Source organism: Hahella sp. NS-SX17 (genome assembly GCF_057367735.1).
This window is the reverse complement of record NZ_CM170632.1, coordinates 3,875,906-3,892,507: the sequence shown is the minus strand read 5'-3', so window position 1 is coordinate 3,892,507 and position 16,602 is coordinate 3,875,906. Positions and strand designations below refer to the sequence as shown.

14 protein-coding genes are annotated in these 16,602 nt (G+C 50.7%); 8 read left to right on the top strand and 6 right to left on the bottom strand.

All coding sequences use genetic code 11. The features are described 5' to 3' along the window. The first annotated feature begins 155 nt into the window (after positions 1-155). The 4 genes from AC2IBB_RS17320 to AC2IBB_RS17305 all read left to right on the top strand — a co-directional run bounded on the left by AC2IBB_RS17320 (position 156) and on the right by AC2IBB_RS17305 (position 4,079). A complete protein-coding gene (locus tag AC2IBB_RS17320) occupies positions 156-2,111 on the top strand; it encodes a GEVED domain-containing protein (RefSeq protein ID WP_486328020.1) in 1,956 nt (651 codons plus the stop codon). 168 nt (positions 2,112-2,279) lie between these two features. Beyond that, a complete protein-coding gene (locus tag AC2IBB_RS17315; protein ID WP_486328019.1) occupies positions 2,280-2,921 on the top strand; it encodes a hypothetical protein in 642 nt (213 codons plus the stop codon). Positions 2,922-3,072: 151 nt separating this feature from the next. Then, positions 3,073-3,840 (top strand): substrate-binding periplasmic protein, encoded by a 768-nt coding sequence (locus AC2IBB_RS17310; protein ID WP_486333971.1) that lies wholly within the window; start codon positions 3,073-3,075, stop codon positions 3,838-3,840. Between the two features lie 8 nt (positions 3,841-3,848). Continuing rightward, positions 3,849-4,079, top strand: coding sequence for a hypothetical protein (locus tag AC2IBB_RS17305; RefSeq protein WP_486328018.1), 231 nt, complete (start codon positions 3,849-3,851; stop codon positions 4,077-4,079). An 80-nt stretch (positions 4,080-4,159) separates the two neighbouring features. Here the strand turns inward: AC2IBB_RS17305 and AC2IBB_RS17300 are convergent, their stop codons facing one another. Together AC2IBB_RS17300 and pdxR are read right to left on the bottom strand one after the other, a co-directional pair. Next, positions 4,160-4,924: a substrate-binding periplasmic protein gene (locus tag AC2IBB_RS17300; RefSeq protein WP_486328017.1), complete on the bottom strand. Its 765-nt coding sequence runs from the start codon at positions 4,922-4,924 to the stop codon at positions 4,160-4,162. 238 nt (positions 4,925-5,162) lie between these two features. After that, entirely contained in the window at positions 5,163-6,554 is a 1,392-nt protein-coding gene (pdxR, locus tag AC2IBB_RS17295) for a MocR-like pyridoxine biosynthesis transcription factor PdxR (RefSeq protein WP_486328016.1), read from the bottom strand. A gap of 175 nt (positions 6,555-6,729) precedes the next feature. Here pdxR and AC2IBB_RS17290 point away from each other — a divergent pair, with 175 nt between their 5' ends. From AC2IBB_RS17290 to AC2IBB_RS17280, 3 genes are all read left to right on the top strand, one after another. Next, positions 6,730-7,338, top strand: a complete 609-nt coding sequence (locus AC2IBB_RS17290) for an FMN-dependent NADH-azoreductase (RefSeq protein WP_486328015.1) — start codon at positions 6,730-6,732, stop codon at positions 7,336-7,338. Between the two features lie 79 nt (positions 7,339-7,417). Continuing rightward, positions 7,418-8,482: a redoxin domain-containing protein gene (locus tag AC2IBB_RS17285; protein ID WP_486328014.1), complete on the top strand. Its 1,065-nt coding sequence runs from the start codon at positions 7,418-7,420 to the stop codon at positions 8,480-8,482. Between the two features lie 55 nt (positions 8,483-8,537). After that, positions 8,538-10,616 carry a protein-disulfide reductase DsbD family protein gene (locus AC2IBB_RS17280; protein WP_486328013.1) on the top strand — a complete coding sequence of 693 codons (2,079 nt, stop codon included), beginning with the start codon at positions 8,538-8,540 and terminating at the stop codon, positions 10,614-10,616. Positions 10,617-10,776: 160 nt separating this feature from the next. Here AC2IBB_RS17280 and AC2IBB_RS17275 read toward each other — a convergent pair whose 3' ends face one another. Next, entirely contained in the window at positions 10,777-11,337 is a 561-nt protein-coding gene (locus AC2IBB_RS17275; RefSeq protein ID WP_486328012.1) for a hypothetical protein, read from the bottom strand. A gap of 245 nt (positions 11,338-11,582) precedes the next feature. Between AC2IBB_RS17275 and AC2IBB_RS17270 the strand changes: the two genes are divergently transcribed. Next, complete coding sequence (locus AC2IBB_RS17270) at positions 11,583-12,173, top strand: GNAT family N-acetyltransferase (RefSeq protein ID WP_486328011.1); 591 nt, start codon at positions 11,583-11,585, stop codon at positions 12,171-12,173. Positions 12,174-12,891: 718 nt separating this feature from the next. Here AC2IBB_RS17270 and AC2IBB_RS17265 read toward each other — a convergent pair. Genes AC2IBB_RS17265 through AC2IBB_RS17255 form a run of 3 tightly spaced genes read right to left on the bottom strand, consistent with a single transcriptional unit; the run spans position 12,892 to position 16,594 of the window. Then, positions 12,892-14,733, bottom strand: coding sequence for a nitric oxide reductase activation protein NorD (locus tag AC2IBB_RS17265; RefSeq protein ID WP_486328010.1), 1,842 nt, complete (start codon positions 14,731-14,733; stop codon positions 12,892-12,894). A 10-nt stretch (positions 14,734-14,743) separates the two neighbouring features. Further along, positions 14,744-16,129, bottom strand: coding sequence for a cbb3-type cytochrome c oxidase subunit I (locus AC2IBB_RS17260; RefSeq protein WP_486328009.1), 1,386 nt, complete (start codon positions 16,127-16,129; stop codon positions 14,744-14,746). Positions 16,130-16,153: 24 nt separating this feature from the next. Further along, complete coding sequence (locus AC2IBB_RS17255) at positions 16,154-16,594, bottom strand: c-type cytochrome (protein ID WP_011398182.1); 441 nt, start codon at positions 16,592-16,594, stop codon at positions 16,154-16,156. Positions 16,595-16,602 lie beyond the last annotated feature (8 nt).

Here is a 16,602-nt window from a genome sequence, read left to right as displayed (position 1 = left end):
CCCAAAGACGGCATGAATAGATTGAGAGTTAACCACTGCGGCCAGCAAAAACGCATAACGAATGATCTATCTGTCACTCATATACTTTCATTCTGGCTTCACCACTAAATACAACTAAAAGCTGAAATGAATCATAGATTGACGGTTACTTTATTATGAAAAAGTATTCGACGTTATTTAATTTCGTTGCGGCAGTTGTTTGTTTCACCGGTTCCATTGCGCAGGCGTCGACCCTGATGCCGGATCAGCCAAAAGATGTCCAATATTGTACGGCCAGTGGCGTATCCCAGGATGAGTGGATTGAGAGTATTAATATTGATGGCGCAGTGAAAAGGTCCGGACAACCTGGTGAAGTAAATAACAGCAACGGCTATTCAGATTTCTCAAATCAAGTCATTGAACTCACTTCAGGCTACATCACCCTGACTCCCGGGTATCGTCTAAACCGCTATCCTGAGCACTGGCGTATCTGGTTGGATTTGAACCAAAACGGCGCTTTCGAGGATGACGAATTATTGCTTGATGATCTGTCCGGGGAAGGGGAGGTTAAAGGGAAATTAGCCATTCCTCAGGTTACTGAGCCCCTGCTGACCCGTATGCGGGTGTCGATGACTTATGAAGGCGCATCGGAATCCGCCTGCGGCGACTTGGGATATGGCGAAACGGAAGACTACACCGTTTTGTTGGGCGCGTCGGCCGAGGCCGATATTCCAAATGTTTGCAGTCAGGAGGCGCCATATACCGGTAGAACGCTAACGAATGGCAGAGCGGTCTGTATGCCGGATGCCGCGCCTAATTACCTCAGCATCGGTAACTCCGATAAATATCAAAGCATCGCCATCACCACCGGACACGGCAGCGGCAATTTAAGTCTGTACGCCAAGAACGGCGGCTGGCCGAAAACGGACGGTTCTGATCCCAGCTCCACCAAGAGCGGTAATGGCGAGTGCCTGATCATCAAGACTCCCTCCAGCTACTGGACCTACATCACCCTGACTGGCGCCAAGTCCGCCGCCTCGGTCGTCGTGGACCTTGGCGCTACGTCATGTCGCGGCTCAACGGATAATCCCGACCCACCAGGCAATGGCGGCTATCAATATGACGCCGTGAACATACTGGTTTATCGCTTCGAGTTCACGGACGCGCCGTTCAAGTGGGACACCCTGGAGCAGGATCTGCAAAAAGTGAACGAGTACTACAAGGAGCAGTCCTACGGCCGCTTTAATGTGACCTATGACTTGTCGCAGCCCGTCATCCGCATCAACGAAAGCAAGTCCAAATACGACAATGACTTTCACGGCTGGAGAAGTTTGTACGAAAGCAAAATTCGTCAAACCGGCGTTGATCCAAGTAATCCCGGAGCCGCCAACATCATTATGATGACGGCCCCGCAGGTGGGTAACTTTAACTCCAGCGCCGGGCCGCCATTAATGTCCATCTACCATCACACACCGGGTGTCGTGGCTCATGAAATGGGGCACGCCATGGGGCTGAGGCACGCCAAAGCTGTCGAGGCCGGTCCCGGAAAGATTATCGGCGCGGGCGATATCGACAAAGAAAGTCTCAATTACGGCAATGTATACAGCATGATGGGCATGGGCGCGCATACGCTCGAAGAGTACAACCTGATGTACAAAAGCTACTTCGGATGGCTCACCGACAGCGACGTTCCCCTGATCAGCAGCTCAGGCGTGTATCGCATTTACGCGTTTGATTACGGAACCCGCAGCGGAACCAACGCGCCGGGCTACATCGGCCTCAAACTAAAATCCGGCAACGGCGGATACACCTACTGGGTTGAGTACCGCACCACCCACTACCGCTACAAAAACACCAAAAACGGCGTGCTGCTCAACCTGCAGGGGTATATGGAAAACGAAAAGGACCCGGATTTCTGGAAACACACCTCCCACCTGCTGGACATGACCCCCGGCTCCCTGACTCCCGGCAAAGACTCCCCCTGGGCCCTGATCGACCAAACCGACTCTGAACTGGTGATCGGAAAAACCTACACCGACCACTGGGGCGGCTTCCGCATCACCCCCATCGCCAAAGGCGGCGTAGAAGACAGCGCCCAAGCCTGGATCGACGTGAAGGTGGAAATGCTTTAAGGGCGGTTGAGATTTTTGATCTTGAAAACCTGGCCTCGTTTGGGGTCAGGTTTTTTTGGAGGGCGTTTAGATTAATCAATGTTATCCCCCTTTCTTTGTAATTGCGACTAGACTAAATATAAGAGTTGGCTTTTATTTCCATAAAGTATCAGGGAGAGATAAGGTACAATGTCATTTGATCCTCAGATAAAAAATCCAACACCTCACTCTTTGCCCAACTGGGATTTATGCACTGAGAGGCTACGAGATGGAACTATAACACCATGCTCATTGGGTTATAGAGATAAGAAAAATAGTGATGTTTTCCGTTTCGGCAATAGGTTTCGCTTCGCTCGCTCGATTTCTAGTGTAACTCTTGATAGCTATAGCTCAAGTACCCAGGATGGCTACACAGGATTGTTGAAAACGTTCACCGCTTGGAGTGCGTTTGAGATGTTTCTTCGCCTGATTGATGTCAAACAAGAAGACAGCATGCAGTTGCTGAAAGAATATAATCCAATAGAAATTATTGAGAAGATTAAAGAAATAGAGCAAAGTGATCAGTTTTATAGATACTTGCTTTCCTTGGTTCGTAAAACGCAGAAAGATCAGCTTGACTTATTTCTCAACAATCGGACCGAGTTTAATGCTACGTATTTAGCCTCATCAATCAGACATGTTTTTGCCCATGGTACACTTGCTGCAAACCCAGGAAAGGTAAAACCGGAAAATATTGTATCTATAACTAATGAGATAAACTGTTTCTTATTTAGAGTGATGGAATCTGACTTTAAAGAGAGAACGAACTCCGCACTGACTTTATCTAACTAGAAAAAACGGATTCTAGTTATCAGATTTTCAAAGAGAAAGCTTCAAAAGTATAAAATGCTCAATCGTTATCAGAAAGCTTTCCAAACACAGCTTCTAGCCTAAACTCAATGAGATATCCCATCCGTTTGAAGAGGGTGATCCGTTGAGAAGCGTGACGAGTATTGCTTTCCTGTTGTGTCTGATGCTTACCGCGTCGTGGAGTTACGGTAAGGAGCGTCTGATCATTCGTGTGGGGGAGTCTTTCCCCAATTATTACCAGGATGAGAACGGAGATTGGCAGGGCGTTGATGTGGAGTTAGCCCGTGCGTTGGTGACGCGGGCGGGTTTTGATTATGAGTTTCGCTCTATTCCCAGGTCTCGCGCTCTGGTGATGGCGAAAGAGGGCCAGATAGACATTCTGGCGAACGCCAATATCACTGCCGAGCGCTCGGAATATATGTATTGGATCGGCCCTGAGCGCTACACGCAGCTAAATCTGGTTGCTCGGAAAAGTTGCTGGACATGCCGATTCACAGGCTGGACGATCTGGTCACCCAGTGTAAGAAAAACAGCGGCCTGTTTGGGTTACCAGCGCAACGTGAAATATACGCCGGAATTTCACCGGCGCTTAGAAACCGATCCAGAGTTCGCCGCCTGTTTGGAGTCCGTTGTGCAGCCGCTTAACGACGACAAGGTGTTGCACCAGCGGCTACTGGGATATTTCGACGAGCCGTTCGACATCGTGCTCGAACGCAAACGCGACCCGCAATATGCGTTAGTAGTGCATCCGTTTGTCTTGCTCAAAGAGCCTGTCTTTATTGGTGTGAGCAAAAAAGGCGTGGATGTGGAAAGCTTGATCAAACTTTTCGAAGCCTATGAGTCCTTGTTGTTAGACGGAACTTTGGAGAAAATCCGAAGCCAATGGATGCAGGAAGGATAAACCGCCCCATGTTAACGACAGCAGAAATATTAAACCTGATTCGCCTTACCGAACTGGAAATCAGACGGCTCCAGGAGCAAATCGACGGTGATGACGAAGGCAAGAGCAATGAGGCCGGCGAAGTGATCCTGCAGTTTGACGCGATGGCGCTCAAGCTTGAGCAGATGTATCTCGAATCGCAGCCTGATTACGATATTTACCCGCAGTATGATGACTATATTAAGCTTATCAACGAATAGCGCTGTGGGCTTGGGAATACGTCGGATGGCGCTTTGCTTATCCGACCTACGTTCTTTAGACGTCGTTATTGTTGTGGGGGTTAATTATCAGGTAAAAAATAGAGCTGGTAGAGCTTTTCATACTCGCCTGAGTCCTTTAGGCGATCAAGGGCTTCTTGCCACTTGGCAACGGTTTCGTCAGGAATGTTGTTGGAAAAAGCGATATATCCTTCTGATACTAACAGCACCACTGGCGTTTGCTGAATTTGATCTGGTGATATTTCCGCTTCTTTTAGCTTGCTTAATACTGTGCTTGAGGCTGAAACCGTTAAATCAACCCTTCCTTTCTTCAGCATACTGAAACATCCAACGTAGCTTACGTTGGTATGAATATTTTTAAAATTATAACTGTTAAGTATTTTATGATGCACTGCGCCATTGAGAACGCATATTGAAGAAACTTTTTTGGCGTCTTCCAGCTTTGATATGCCTGTCGGAGCCGACTTCATTTCATAAAAATAATCTGCTTCCTTCTGAATGGGGCCAACCCATTTAACAGTACTTTCCCTGTCTGGAGTTCTACTGACATTAAACATGGCCAGGTCATTGCTGCTCGTGACCATCTGCATGCCTCTGGCGAAGGGCACTTCCAGAAATTTAGTGGAATGCGCCATTGTAAGCATCAACGCCCTAACGACTTCGATATTAAAAGCTCTTTTGCCAGAATGCTCCACTCCTCTCAGATCACCATTCTGGTCAGTATAAACCTGACCTTCCAGGTTATGTGTCAGAAAAGAAATTTCATCCGCTGTTGCATTAATGGTTATTAGAAATGCACCTAACAACGCTAGACTTATTCGCTTCACAGGAGCCTCCAATGGGTGCGAAACACTGGGGCAGGGGAGTTGTGTTTCGCCCAACAGCCGAGCTTTGAGAGCTCCTTGATAACCTTAAGTTGTTGCGCGGTGACGTCCATACGGCGATTTTAGGCGGTTAGTGTGAACAAGCCCTGGTTTGGATGAGCAGTAAATAAGAATGATTATAGCAGTTATTGGTTTTATGGCCCCTCACACGCGGCGTTCGGCAACCTACACAACTACACAACTATGAAAGTAACTCCAGCGTCTGTTGATAGGGGAGGCGCAATGCGGAGAGGGCGTCTTCTTTGGATTTGATATTGGTGTAGCCCATCACCAGTCCATATTTCCTGTCTTTCTTCCCGGCGTACCACATTGAAAGCGGCATTACCTGCAGATTATGCGACTGCCATATATTGCAAAGCTCTCTGTCTTTGGCTCCCTGTTTCAGAAAGGCGACAATATGCATGCCGCCATTCTGAAGCGGCATATCAAAGTAGTCGCCGTAGATTTCTATGAACGCGTCATGCACGATTCTTCTTCTGGCTTCATACAGAGAGCGCATGCGCTTGAGATGCTTGTAGAAAGCGCCGGACGATATAAATGACTCCAGAATTTTCTGCGGAAGCAAAGGCAGCCCTGTCTCCACTATTTCCGCTGTTTCGTAGACCTGTGAGAGCACGGCTTTAGGGATCACCACATAGGCTGTGCGTAATGACGGCATAATGGTTTTACTGAAGGTTCCCACATAGATCACCCGGTCAAAGACATCCAGGCTTTTTAACGAGGGGATATTCTTGCGGGAAAAGTGGAACTCCCCATCGTAGTCATCTTCGATGATCCACGCCTGATTCTCCTGCGCCCAGTTCAGTAACTGATGCCGTCTCGGTAAAGTCAGGCTGACGGTAAGAGGGCTTTGATGGGAAGGGGTAGCGATGACAAATTTCGCATCGCTATGATGAGCGGCCAGAAAGTCGACGTTGACGCCTTCCGAATCAACGGGCGCATAGTAGAGTTGTTGAACCCGTCGCTCTAACAGTTTTTGGCCAAAGATATATCCTGGCTCCTCAAATACGACTTTATCGTTGCTGGACGCCAACGCCTCAAAGATAAGCCTGAGGCTGGAATTATAGCCATTGGTGATGAAAACCTGATCTGCGGAGCAGTCTATGCCCCGAGAGATATTTAGATAGTTTGCTATCGCTTGCCGAAGGGGAAGATGCCCCATCACGGACGGATAGTTCATGTCCTCATAAGTCATGGAGCGGGCCACTTTTCCAGAGAGAAGCAGCCACTTTTTATATGGAAACTCATCCAGCGACGGAATGCCGAGCTGAAAGAATCCGCGCGCATCCCGAAAATCCAGGATCTTTCTTAAATCCGGGTCCTCAAGCTTGCCGGGCGCATGATCCCGGTAAGCGGCGTCAATGACCAGGTCCGGATTAACTAGGGTTCCCTTAGGTCCTCGACTGACAAGGTAGCCCTCGCCAATCAAAATATCATACGCCGACTCGACGGTTTTTTTGGCGACGCCGAGCTCTTGCGCCAGATTACGTATGGATGGCGCCCGCTCGCCGGGCTTCAGATCGCCTCTGCGTATGGCGTTAATAAAACGATCATAGATATCTTTGTAGCCCACCCTATGTCCTACCTAAAAATGCATATTTTGTACCCTTAAAATACGTCATTTTCCCCCATAATTCATCACCAGTCCGCCAGGTTGATTTACGTCTGTCATGACCCGTAAAGAGAGACGCCATGTCGTTGTCTGGCCGCCAGCTGTCATAGATATCCCGATCCCGAAGGTGAGTAGTATGAATCTCTTGCACATCAAAGTGAGTCCAAATCTATATGGTTCCGCGTCGAGGGAAGTGTCCGACTACCTTGTCGACCGCCTGAAAATGAAATACCCGGATATCAATGAAGACGTGCTCGACCTGTCGCAAGAACCCTTGCCGCATCTGGACGGATTCACAATTGAAGCCTTCTTTACCAGGCCTGAAGAACGGACCGAGCAGCAACAAAACGCCGTCAAACTCTCAGACAAAATGATCGACATGCTCTTCGCCAGCGACGTGATCGTCCTGTCGTCACCCATGTGGAATCTGGGATTGCCCTCTGTGTTAAAGGCCTGGTTTGACCATGTCACCAGAGCAGGGCGGACCTTCAAGTTTACGGAAACAGGCGGCAAGGTAGGGTTGGTTCAGGATAAAAAAGTGTACGTCGTCATGGCGAGTGGAAGCGTCTTTTCAAGCGGCCCCTTTGTCAGTCATGACCAGTTTACCCCCTATGTAAAAGTGGCGTTTGAGTACATCGGCGTCACCGATGTGAATATCGTGCGGGTTGATGGCACGCACGATCCGCTGACCCGCACATCCGCCGTTCCCAACGCGATTTCCAGCGTTGATGAAATGCCGATCTAGTTAACCAGATTCCGACCTCCAAACTTTTACGTTTAATCATCAGGCGCATGCCTGATTCATCAATACCAGGAACGTTACCATGCGAGTACAACTTAATAGCTTGATGAAAATACCGTTGATTGCGTTATATCTGAGTGTGTTTTCTCAAGCCGGCTATGCGGAAGACGCGGATTATTCCGCCGAAGGCGAGCGACGGGCTAAGGTTGCCGGCGAATCGCTGTTGGGTGCGCCGGCGCCGACATTCAAGATCAAGGACATTGACGGCGGCACGATCGATCTTGCTCAGATTTACGGCGAAAAACCCGTTTATCTCAAATTCTGGGCGACCTGGTGTGGACCTTGTCGTGAACAGATGCCGGGCTTTGAAGAGATCTACAAAAAGTACGGCGATAAAGTTCAGGTCGTTGCGATCAATACGGGAATCAGCGACACCCTGGAATCCGTTACTGAGTTTCGTAAAAAAATGGGGTTGACCATGCCAATCACCATCGACAACGGAGAGTTGGCGCGCGCCTTTCAATTACGCGTTACCCCTCAGCACGTGTTAATCGATAAAAAAGGCGAGTTCGCCTATTTCGGACATAAAGATGATCTGGCGTTCCATCAGGCGCTGGATGGCGTCGTCGCGGAAAAGCCTGCTGGAAAACCACTTAACAACCCTGACCTGGCGTTCAACAATGAAGGTTATAAAAAAGGAGATACAGCGCAGGATGTGTCTTTCTCAACCATTGATGAGCAAGCGCTTAATTTTCGCTTTAACACGTCAAACAGCAAAAAAGTGGCTGTTGTGTTCTTCGCGCCATGGTGTGAATGGTATCTAGAAGAGACGGAACCCAAGACCTCAAAAGCCTGCACCCAGGTTCGCGAACTGCTGGAGAGCAAATCCAAATCGACTGATGTGCAGTGGGTGACCGTTTCAAGCAACCTATGGACGTCGGCTGCCGATCTTAAAGATTATCGCAAGAGCTATGCCGCCATCCCGCCAATCGTATTCGATAACGACGGAGAGCTGTTTAAGCAGTTTGGCGTTAATCAAATACCCACTATCACAGTCATTGAGCCTAATGGCGTTATTAGCCTGAAATCTTCGGTACAGGACGAGGATTTCGATGCCGCCTTACACACTATCTCATCCTTCAAATAAGCTGAATTAACCAGAGATAGCTGAACTAACGGGAAATATTGCAAGCAGGCGCTGAATGAAACTTCTTATGCAAGTAGTGACGACCTGGTTGGTTGTCTTGCTATGTTCGCAACCAGCCATAGCGAATGAACCACTGGAAAATCAGCGCCTGCTTTCTATCGCTATTGCGCTGGAATCAGACTATCCCGCCGCTGGCGATACGCTGGATCTGGCGTTAATAATGACGCCCCAACAAGGCTGGCATGGCTATTGGCTTAACCCTGGCGACGCCGGTTTTCCAACCAAGTTTAGCTGGCGGCTTCCTGATGGCGTGACAGTAGGGGAGATGCAGTACCCGGCGCCGAGTCAGCTGTTAACCGCTGACATCATGAACTACATCTATCCCGGCGAGTTCACTCTGCTGACAAGGCTAAAGATTGATAACAGTGTTGCGACGGGAAGTTCTCTTCCCGTAAAACTCGATGTCAGTTATCTGGTTTGCAGTCCCTCTGTGTGCCTGCCGGAACAGCAACGGGTTGAAACCACGTTGATTGTCGGTGATGGGCGCGTTTCCAAAGATCGTACACATAAATTTGCTCAATGGCGGCAAAAGTTAGCCAAACCACTGGACGCCAAAGGACAGTTTTCCGTTGAAAACGGAGAGTTTAATCTCGCCTTGCCGCTACCGAGCGCAATTGAAAGTGATAACGCTCATATCTATCCCGTCATTAATCATACGATTGCAAATAACGCCAAGCAGACTCTCTCCCATGACGGCGATGTTCTTCGCATGCAAACGCAAGCTGGCGACGAGCTGGGTGAACGATTTCAGGGCGTCCTGGTGCTTGATAACGGAATGGCGCTGAGTTTTGAGGCGGAGAAATCTAAGCGCGCGGCCTTACTATCTGAAGCGAAAAACAGCAGCGGCGATTCATCGATTAAAAATACGTGGCTGCTTGGAGCTACAGCCTTTTTCGGCGCAATTCTGGGCGGTTTACTGCTCAACATCATGCCCTGCGTATTTCCTATATTAAGTTTGAAGATATTAAGCCTTACGCACCAGGAATCTGAGAAAGACGCCAGGTCCGGCGCTGTTGCGTATACGTTTGGCGCTGTCCTGGTTTGTGTTTTATTGGGCGGCGTGATCCTGGGACTGCGAGCGCTGGGCCATCAAATCGGCTGGGCGTTTCAGCTCCAGAGTCCTGCGGTGATCGCGGCCTTGATTATCTTGATGAGCGCCATTGGATTCAATTTGGCTGGCCTCTTTGAAATCGGAACCATGACTTCCGGGTCTCGGCTGCAAGATAAAAAAGGTCCGATTGGCGACTTTTGGACCGGAGTTTTAGCCGCATTTATCGCCACACCTTGTACGGGTCCTTTCATGGCGACTGCTTTGGGGGCGGCCCTGGTGTTGCCCGCCGGCATCGCATTTATGATCTTTGCGGGCCTGGGTTTTGGCATGGCTTTACCGTTGTTGCTGGTGAGTTTTATCCCCGCGTTACGCGCTCACTTACCGAAGCCCGGCGCCTGGATGACGACCGCCAGACGCGTGCTTTCTCTGCCGATGTTTGTGACGGTCATTGGCCTAATCTGGGTTTTGATGCGGCAATCAAACAACGATTATGTTTTGTCCGTGCTCGCAGCTGCGATGTTGTCAGCGTTTGGTTTATGGATAACCGGTTTATGGCAACAATCGCAACGTCGAGGCGAGTGGTGGCCCGCTATCTCATTAACATTATTGCCTTTATTGGCGGTGATAAGCTGGATACCGCCCACTCATGCCTCTTCACAACTTGAGCAGAAAGAAGCCTCAGAAGCAGTTGCGTTTAATCAGGATCAGCTGAGCGCATTGCGGGAAAAACAAGACGTGTTTCTGTATTTCACCGCCGATTGGTGTCTGACCTGCAAGGTAAATGAAAAGACCTCCATCGACCAAACAGACGTAAAAGAAGCGTTTGAGCAAAGCAACGTTGTCACCATGGTCGGCGACTGGACCAGCGGCGATAGCAAGATAACCGAATTCCTGTCCCAACATGGCCGATCCGGCGTGCCTCTTTATCTATGGTATGGAAAGGGGGCAAAAAATCCCACGGTTTTGCCTCAAATCCTGACGCCATCAATACTAATTAAACAGGCTACCGCTGTTACGCTCTGACTTGTTTAGCGCCCAAATAACGCCCAATCACTCGCACGAAGAAGTCAATGGGTGGTTATAAGAGGTAGAGATAGAGAGAGTAGGGGGGGGGAAGCTACAACACTCCCCCGATGAGCGGGAGCGAGCCAGACAAATCGGTGATTGTTATCTTCGCTGGCCGCTAGAGGCTCTCAGTGATGGAGTCTGTGAATCTGGCCAGAGTTTGTTTGGCGAGCTTTCTATCATCATGGGAAGTATGAACCACGAGTCCCCACTTGCCTGCGTCCTTGGCCATGCGTATTTTGGCGATCACCAAATCATGGTCTGGACGTAAAGCGATAGCCCCACCGAGTATCAGCCCCAGAAACAGTCCCAAGCTACACACCCCAATGAACGTCAACACCGGATTGGACTGCGTCGCCGCAGGCCCAATCACCGCCAGCAGCCCGGCCAGAAGAATAGAAAGAGCAAAAACACTTCCGCCGATCACTATGTGTGAATTGACGATCGTGGCGGCAATGCCTTTGTTCTCTGGTTCAAGTTTTTGCTCAAGGGACGCATTCAGATTGTCATTTGGGGCGATTAATTTAATTTGATCCCGTGAAAAACCAGCCTGGCTAATCAGCGCCTCGATAGCGTCATCCGCTGTCTCCTTGGCGTCAAAAGCGACCGCGACCTTTGATGGGTAAGCTTCACCGACGAGATGTACGCCGAAATCAGCTTCTTTCTTGAGGGTATTCATTTTTCAACTCCACTTTTGCATAAAGAGCGTCAGTATGTTGGAGGTATATACAGTTACCGTGCCAGCGGGATTTCACCACAAAACTTTGTAGAAGCAGGAAATGAATTGGCCATCAGATGAGAGAGTTAGCGGCTACATCCAATTGAGCCTGAACGTTCTGATTGTAATTCTTTCCTTGAGAACACACTGCTTTGTAAGAATTACCCAAATGACACACCGTCGGTCGCTCTATCTTACATCGACGGATGTATTTCAGAGATTTGTGGACAACGTTAGCAGCGCCACATATCGTTGCGGCAATGAGACCAGACCCAAATCCCCACATTTCGCTCGTAACCGCCATTTCAGCCAATGAGCTGGAGTCATGCGATTTTTCCTTCGAAATCACGCATGAGATTGTTTTTCCATACGATGACGTAGGAAAAATCCATCCGGTCGACCAGCAGCGCAAAGACTACGGTTTTGATCCTGCAAGCGCTGTCGATGAATCCTCAGGTAAGTCCGCATTATTCGTCGCTCGCGTAGACAAACGTTTAGTAGGTTTCGCTTTGATCGTTGAGAGTTGGAATGGCATGGCGGAAATTGCGGAGATAGCCGTCGATCGCAGCGCGCGCGGCCAAGGCGTAGGGATGATTCTGCTCTGCGCTGCAGAAGAATGGGCGCAAAAACAGGGCTTCCGTTTCATTCGCCTGGAAACCCAGTCAACCAATCCAGCCGCGTGCAAGCTATATGTTCGTGCAGGATACAGGCTGGAGGGCTTCGATCGGATGCTTTATGCGAACAGCGAAAATGCAGGAGAAACAGCTTTGTTTTGGTATCGCAACCTAAAGGCGTGACCACAGAGTTTGGAAATCAGATATGCCATCCGTAATCCAACATGCAATTTAACATAATATATATTATGCGCACTTACGGGTATGTTTGGCGAGATAGAGGCGTCTGTGGAGATAACGCCTCTTTTGACTCTATCAATCTGTAAAGGCTAAGCCTCCGGCTGGTGGCAAACCGCTTCAATGTTGTGTCCATCCGGATCAATGACAAACGCTGCGTAATAATTCGCGTGATGCAGATGTGCGGGTTTTTCCTTGGCTTCGAATAGACACAGTGACGACTTGCCGTCTGTGCTGAGCTCGATGCCAATGGGCCTTCCTGAACTACGGTGACGCCGAGTGGCTTCAGCGCCTGGAGGTAAAATGCTTTGCTGACAGCATAATTACTGACTCCAAATACGACATGATCAAACACGAATAATTTCTCCTTTATGTGCGTGTTGGCCTCAATCACCATCACTGGTGCGGGCGTGAATCATGAGAGGGATCTTAGGCTTTGCGGGTGATTTTTTGGATGGTGAATTTTAGATTTTGTGTGATGAGCGCAAATAAGGCGCAGTGCGAGCAGCAATATTCGTCATACATGCAATGTCCACTAATTGACATTAGTGGACATTAGAGCCGCAAAAGACACTATTTCGTTTAACTCATTGGACGCCCAACTGCTGCAACCCTGTTTTTTCTTCGAGCTGGGATTGGGTTAAGTTAGTTTGTTACGCAAAGCTTATGTTTCTAACAACGTTGCGTACAGTAGCGGCAACTCCCGCGGCAGACGCTTGATATTGTTGACCAGCACATAGCCTTTGTCGCCAAACAAGTACGGCAGATATTCCTCCGCCTCCTTATCCACCGTAATACAGAATGGAATCAGCCCTTCTCTTCTCGCTTCCATCACTGCCTGACGGGTGTCCTCCAGTCCATAGCGGCCTTCATAGAGGTCGAGGTCGTTGGGCTTGCCATCGGTGAGAATCAACAACAGTCTTCGTGACGCTTTCTGTTCCCGTAGAATCTTTGTGGACTGACGAAGCGCAGCGCCAATGCGGGTGTAAAACCCCGGTCGCAGTGCGACTATCCGGCCTCGCACCTCATCCGTGTAAGGCTCCGCAAAGTTTTTAATGACGTGAAAACGAACATGCTGGCGTTTGCAGGAAGAAAATCCGTATAGAGCAAAGCGATCGCCAACGGCGTCCAAGGCTTCGGAAAACAGCAGCAACGCATCGCTGATGACGTCAATCACACGCCTGTCGTTATCCACATAGGCGTCCGTGGACATGGACAGATCCGCCAACAACAGACAGTCCAGATCCCGTAATCGTCCGTTAAAACTCTTGAACATGGGCTGCTCAACGGCGCCGCCGGCGATTCTGTCAGCGCAGAATTCGTTCCAGCGCTCCATTTCGATTTCTTCACCGTCCGCCTGATTGCGACGCCACACACGCATGGGGCGCATCATCTCGAAGCGAGCGCGCACCTCTCGCACTACTCCGCGCAGACGGGATGGCGGCGCACAGGGCGGCGCGCAGTGATCCAACATCGGCTGTAACAGACAATGATCAGGAAGCAGTCGTCGGCTGCGGTAGTCCCATTCAGGCAGACGCAAACCGGGTCCCAATGGCGTGTCGTCTTCACTGGCGGAAGGCAGGTCCAGATTCAGCTTGATGCGCCGACCGCCGCCGAACTCCTGTGTGGACAAACTGAGATGGTCCAAATCTTCAGCGATGCGCGCCGCATCCTCATCAGAGCTATCATCTGCGGTGCGATCCAGCTTCAGGTATTCAGACCAGCTAAACAGATTCTCCAGACGAAACACCAGTAATCCTTTGTCGCCGTCGTGATCCTCCACATATTCTCCCCTCGCCTTTTTTTCTACTTTCTCTTCCGCCGCAGCCTGTGGCCGCTGCATCTGCGCCTCCGACGCCACATCTCGTCGTACTGACATATCAGAAGCCCGCAAGGAGGAATACAACCAGAACGGAGGCGGCTGCACGCCATCGATATCCGCATCCTGGATCTGGGCGGTTTCGGGAGATAGTAATGCAGCGCGCAAACGCGACTCCTTGCTCCGCAGCGTCGGCGGCAGGCTTTCAAGTGGCTCGCGTAGGGGGATATAGGCGGCCGCCATGGCGTCATACCGCGCGCGCATTGCTGGATAGGCGGCGCGCAGAGCGGAATATCGAAAGCAGGCGTTTTGCGCCCAACCAGAAACATACGGAAGCGACTGCGCCGCCATCGCCGCCAGCATCCTGTAGATTTCCCGATTCAATTCAGCCCTGGGGAACAGGGCGATCTCCTCCGGCAGCGCCAGCACTTCCTCATCGAGATAAGCCAGCGCCAGGCGTCGATGAGTGCCCGCCACGCGACGCCAGAATGAGCGCGGCAGTGTCACGGGGCGCTCAGCGGCGGCTTCAATGCGGACAGCGCGTTCGCCGCCGAGGGCGCGGTACAGGACGCCGACTTCCTTGCGCATCTGCGTCAAGGTTACCGCCGCCTCAGCGTAACGATCGTCCGCATACCGGGTTACCGCCCGATGCCAGAGACCGCCGACCCACTCTTCCACTTCAAACATGACGACTGGCTCAGGCGGACTGAGCTTGCGGACCTTTCACAAAGAAGCTGGCGAAGTAGCAAACCAGCCCCACCAGGAATACCAGTCCCGCGCCCTCCCGCAACCAGTAGAAAACGGCGATTTTTTCCTGGGTCACCATAAACGGCAGCGCTCCCGCCGCCTCGGGAAGACGCTGCAGCCACACCTGCAGAATGCCAGCGCCAGTCAAAAACAGCGTGATAAACACCATCGCCACGGTCATCAACCAGAATCCCCACATTTCCACGACCTGCGAGCGATTGCTGTTGCCTTCCGTGCGTCCGCTCATTATCGGCATCGCATAAGAAATAATGGTCAATACGATCATTGCGTAAGCCCCATAAAACGCCATATGACCATGGGCGGCGGTAATCTGGGAGCCATGAGTGTAATAATTAACCGGCGCCAGCGTATGCAAGAAGCCCCAGACGCCCGCTCCCAGAAACGCCATCACTGCGGTTCCCATCGCCCATAGGGTGGCGGCTTTATTAGGATGCGCCCGACGCCGACGGTTGACCATATTGAAAGCAAAAATGGTCATGGCGAAGAAAGGCAATGGCTCCAGTGCTGAGAACACGCCCCCCAGCCAGTGCCAGTATGGCTCTGGGCCAATCCAGTAATAATGGTGCCCTGTGCCGATAATGCCTGTGATCAGCGCCATGCCGATGATCACGTATAACCATTTTTCGATCACCTCGCGGTCCACGCCAGTCACCCGAATCAGTACAAATGCGAGAATCGAGCCCATGATCAGTTCCCAAACGCCTTCTACCCACAAATGCACCACCCACCACCAGAAGTATTTGTCCAAAGTCAGGTTGCTGGGATTGTAGAAGGAGAACAAAAACATCACCGCCAATCCGACCAGCCCCGTCATCAGCACCACATTGATTACCGTTTTGCGGCCTTTGAGCAGAGTCATGCCCACGTTATACAGAAAGCCAAGGCATACGATCACAATGCCCACTTTGGTCAGCGTGGGCTGCTCCAGAAACTCCCGCCCCATGGTAGGGAAAAATTTGTTGCCGGTAATCTCCGCCAGCTTGGCGTAAGGGACCATAAGATAGCCCAGAATCGTCAGCACGCCGGCCGCGGCGAAGACCCAGAATAAGATCAGCGCCAGTTTGGGGCTGTGCAGCTCGGTTTCGCACTCTTCCGGGACCAAAAAATAAGTCGCCCCCATAAAGCCGAACAACAGCCATACGATGAGCAGATTGGTATGCACCATGCGGGCGACATTGAAGGGAATCTCCGGAAACAGAAAGTCTCCGATCACATATTGCAGGCCCAGAATCAATCCGAACAGGATCTGGCCGGCGAACAGGATCAGAGCGAAAACAAAATAGGGTTTGGCTACCGCCTGTGACTGGTATTTCATGCCTTTTTCTCCATGCTGTCCCGCTTAACCTTCGATATTGGGCGGCCAGTTGTTGTCGTCGATTTTAGAGGTCCATTTCAGGAACTCCGCCAGATCCTCCACCTGCTGTTCGCTCAGATTGAACTGTGGCATTTTGCGTCGCCCGGGAACATCCAGCGGCTGCGCCGCCATCCAGGCTTTCAGAAACGCGGTGAAGGCCTGTTCGCCTCCGCGTCGGTCAAACACATTGGCCAACTCCGGCGCAAAATACGCGCCTTCGCCCATTAACGTATGGCATCCAATACAATTGTTTTCTTCCCAGATTTCCTTTCCTCTGGCCACCGCCTCAGTCAGCTGATCCCGGTGGTCGCGCTGCGGTAGAGCCTGGGTGGTTTGATAGGTCAATGCGAGAAACAGCAGAATAAAAAACAGACTGCCGCCGTAATAAATATTACGGGCGGCGTTCTTACTGAATTTTTCCGGCATGGCTTGCT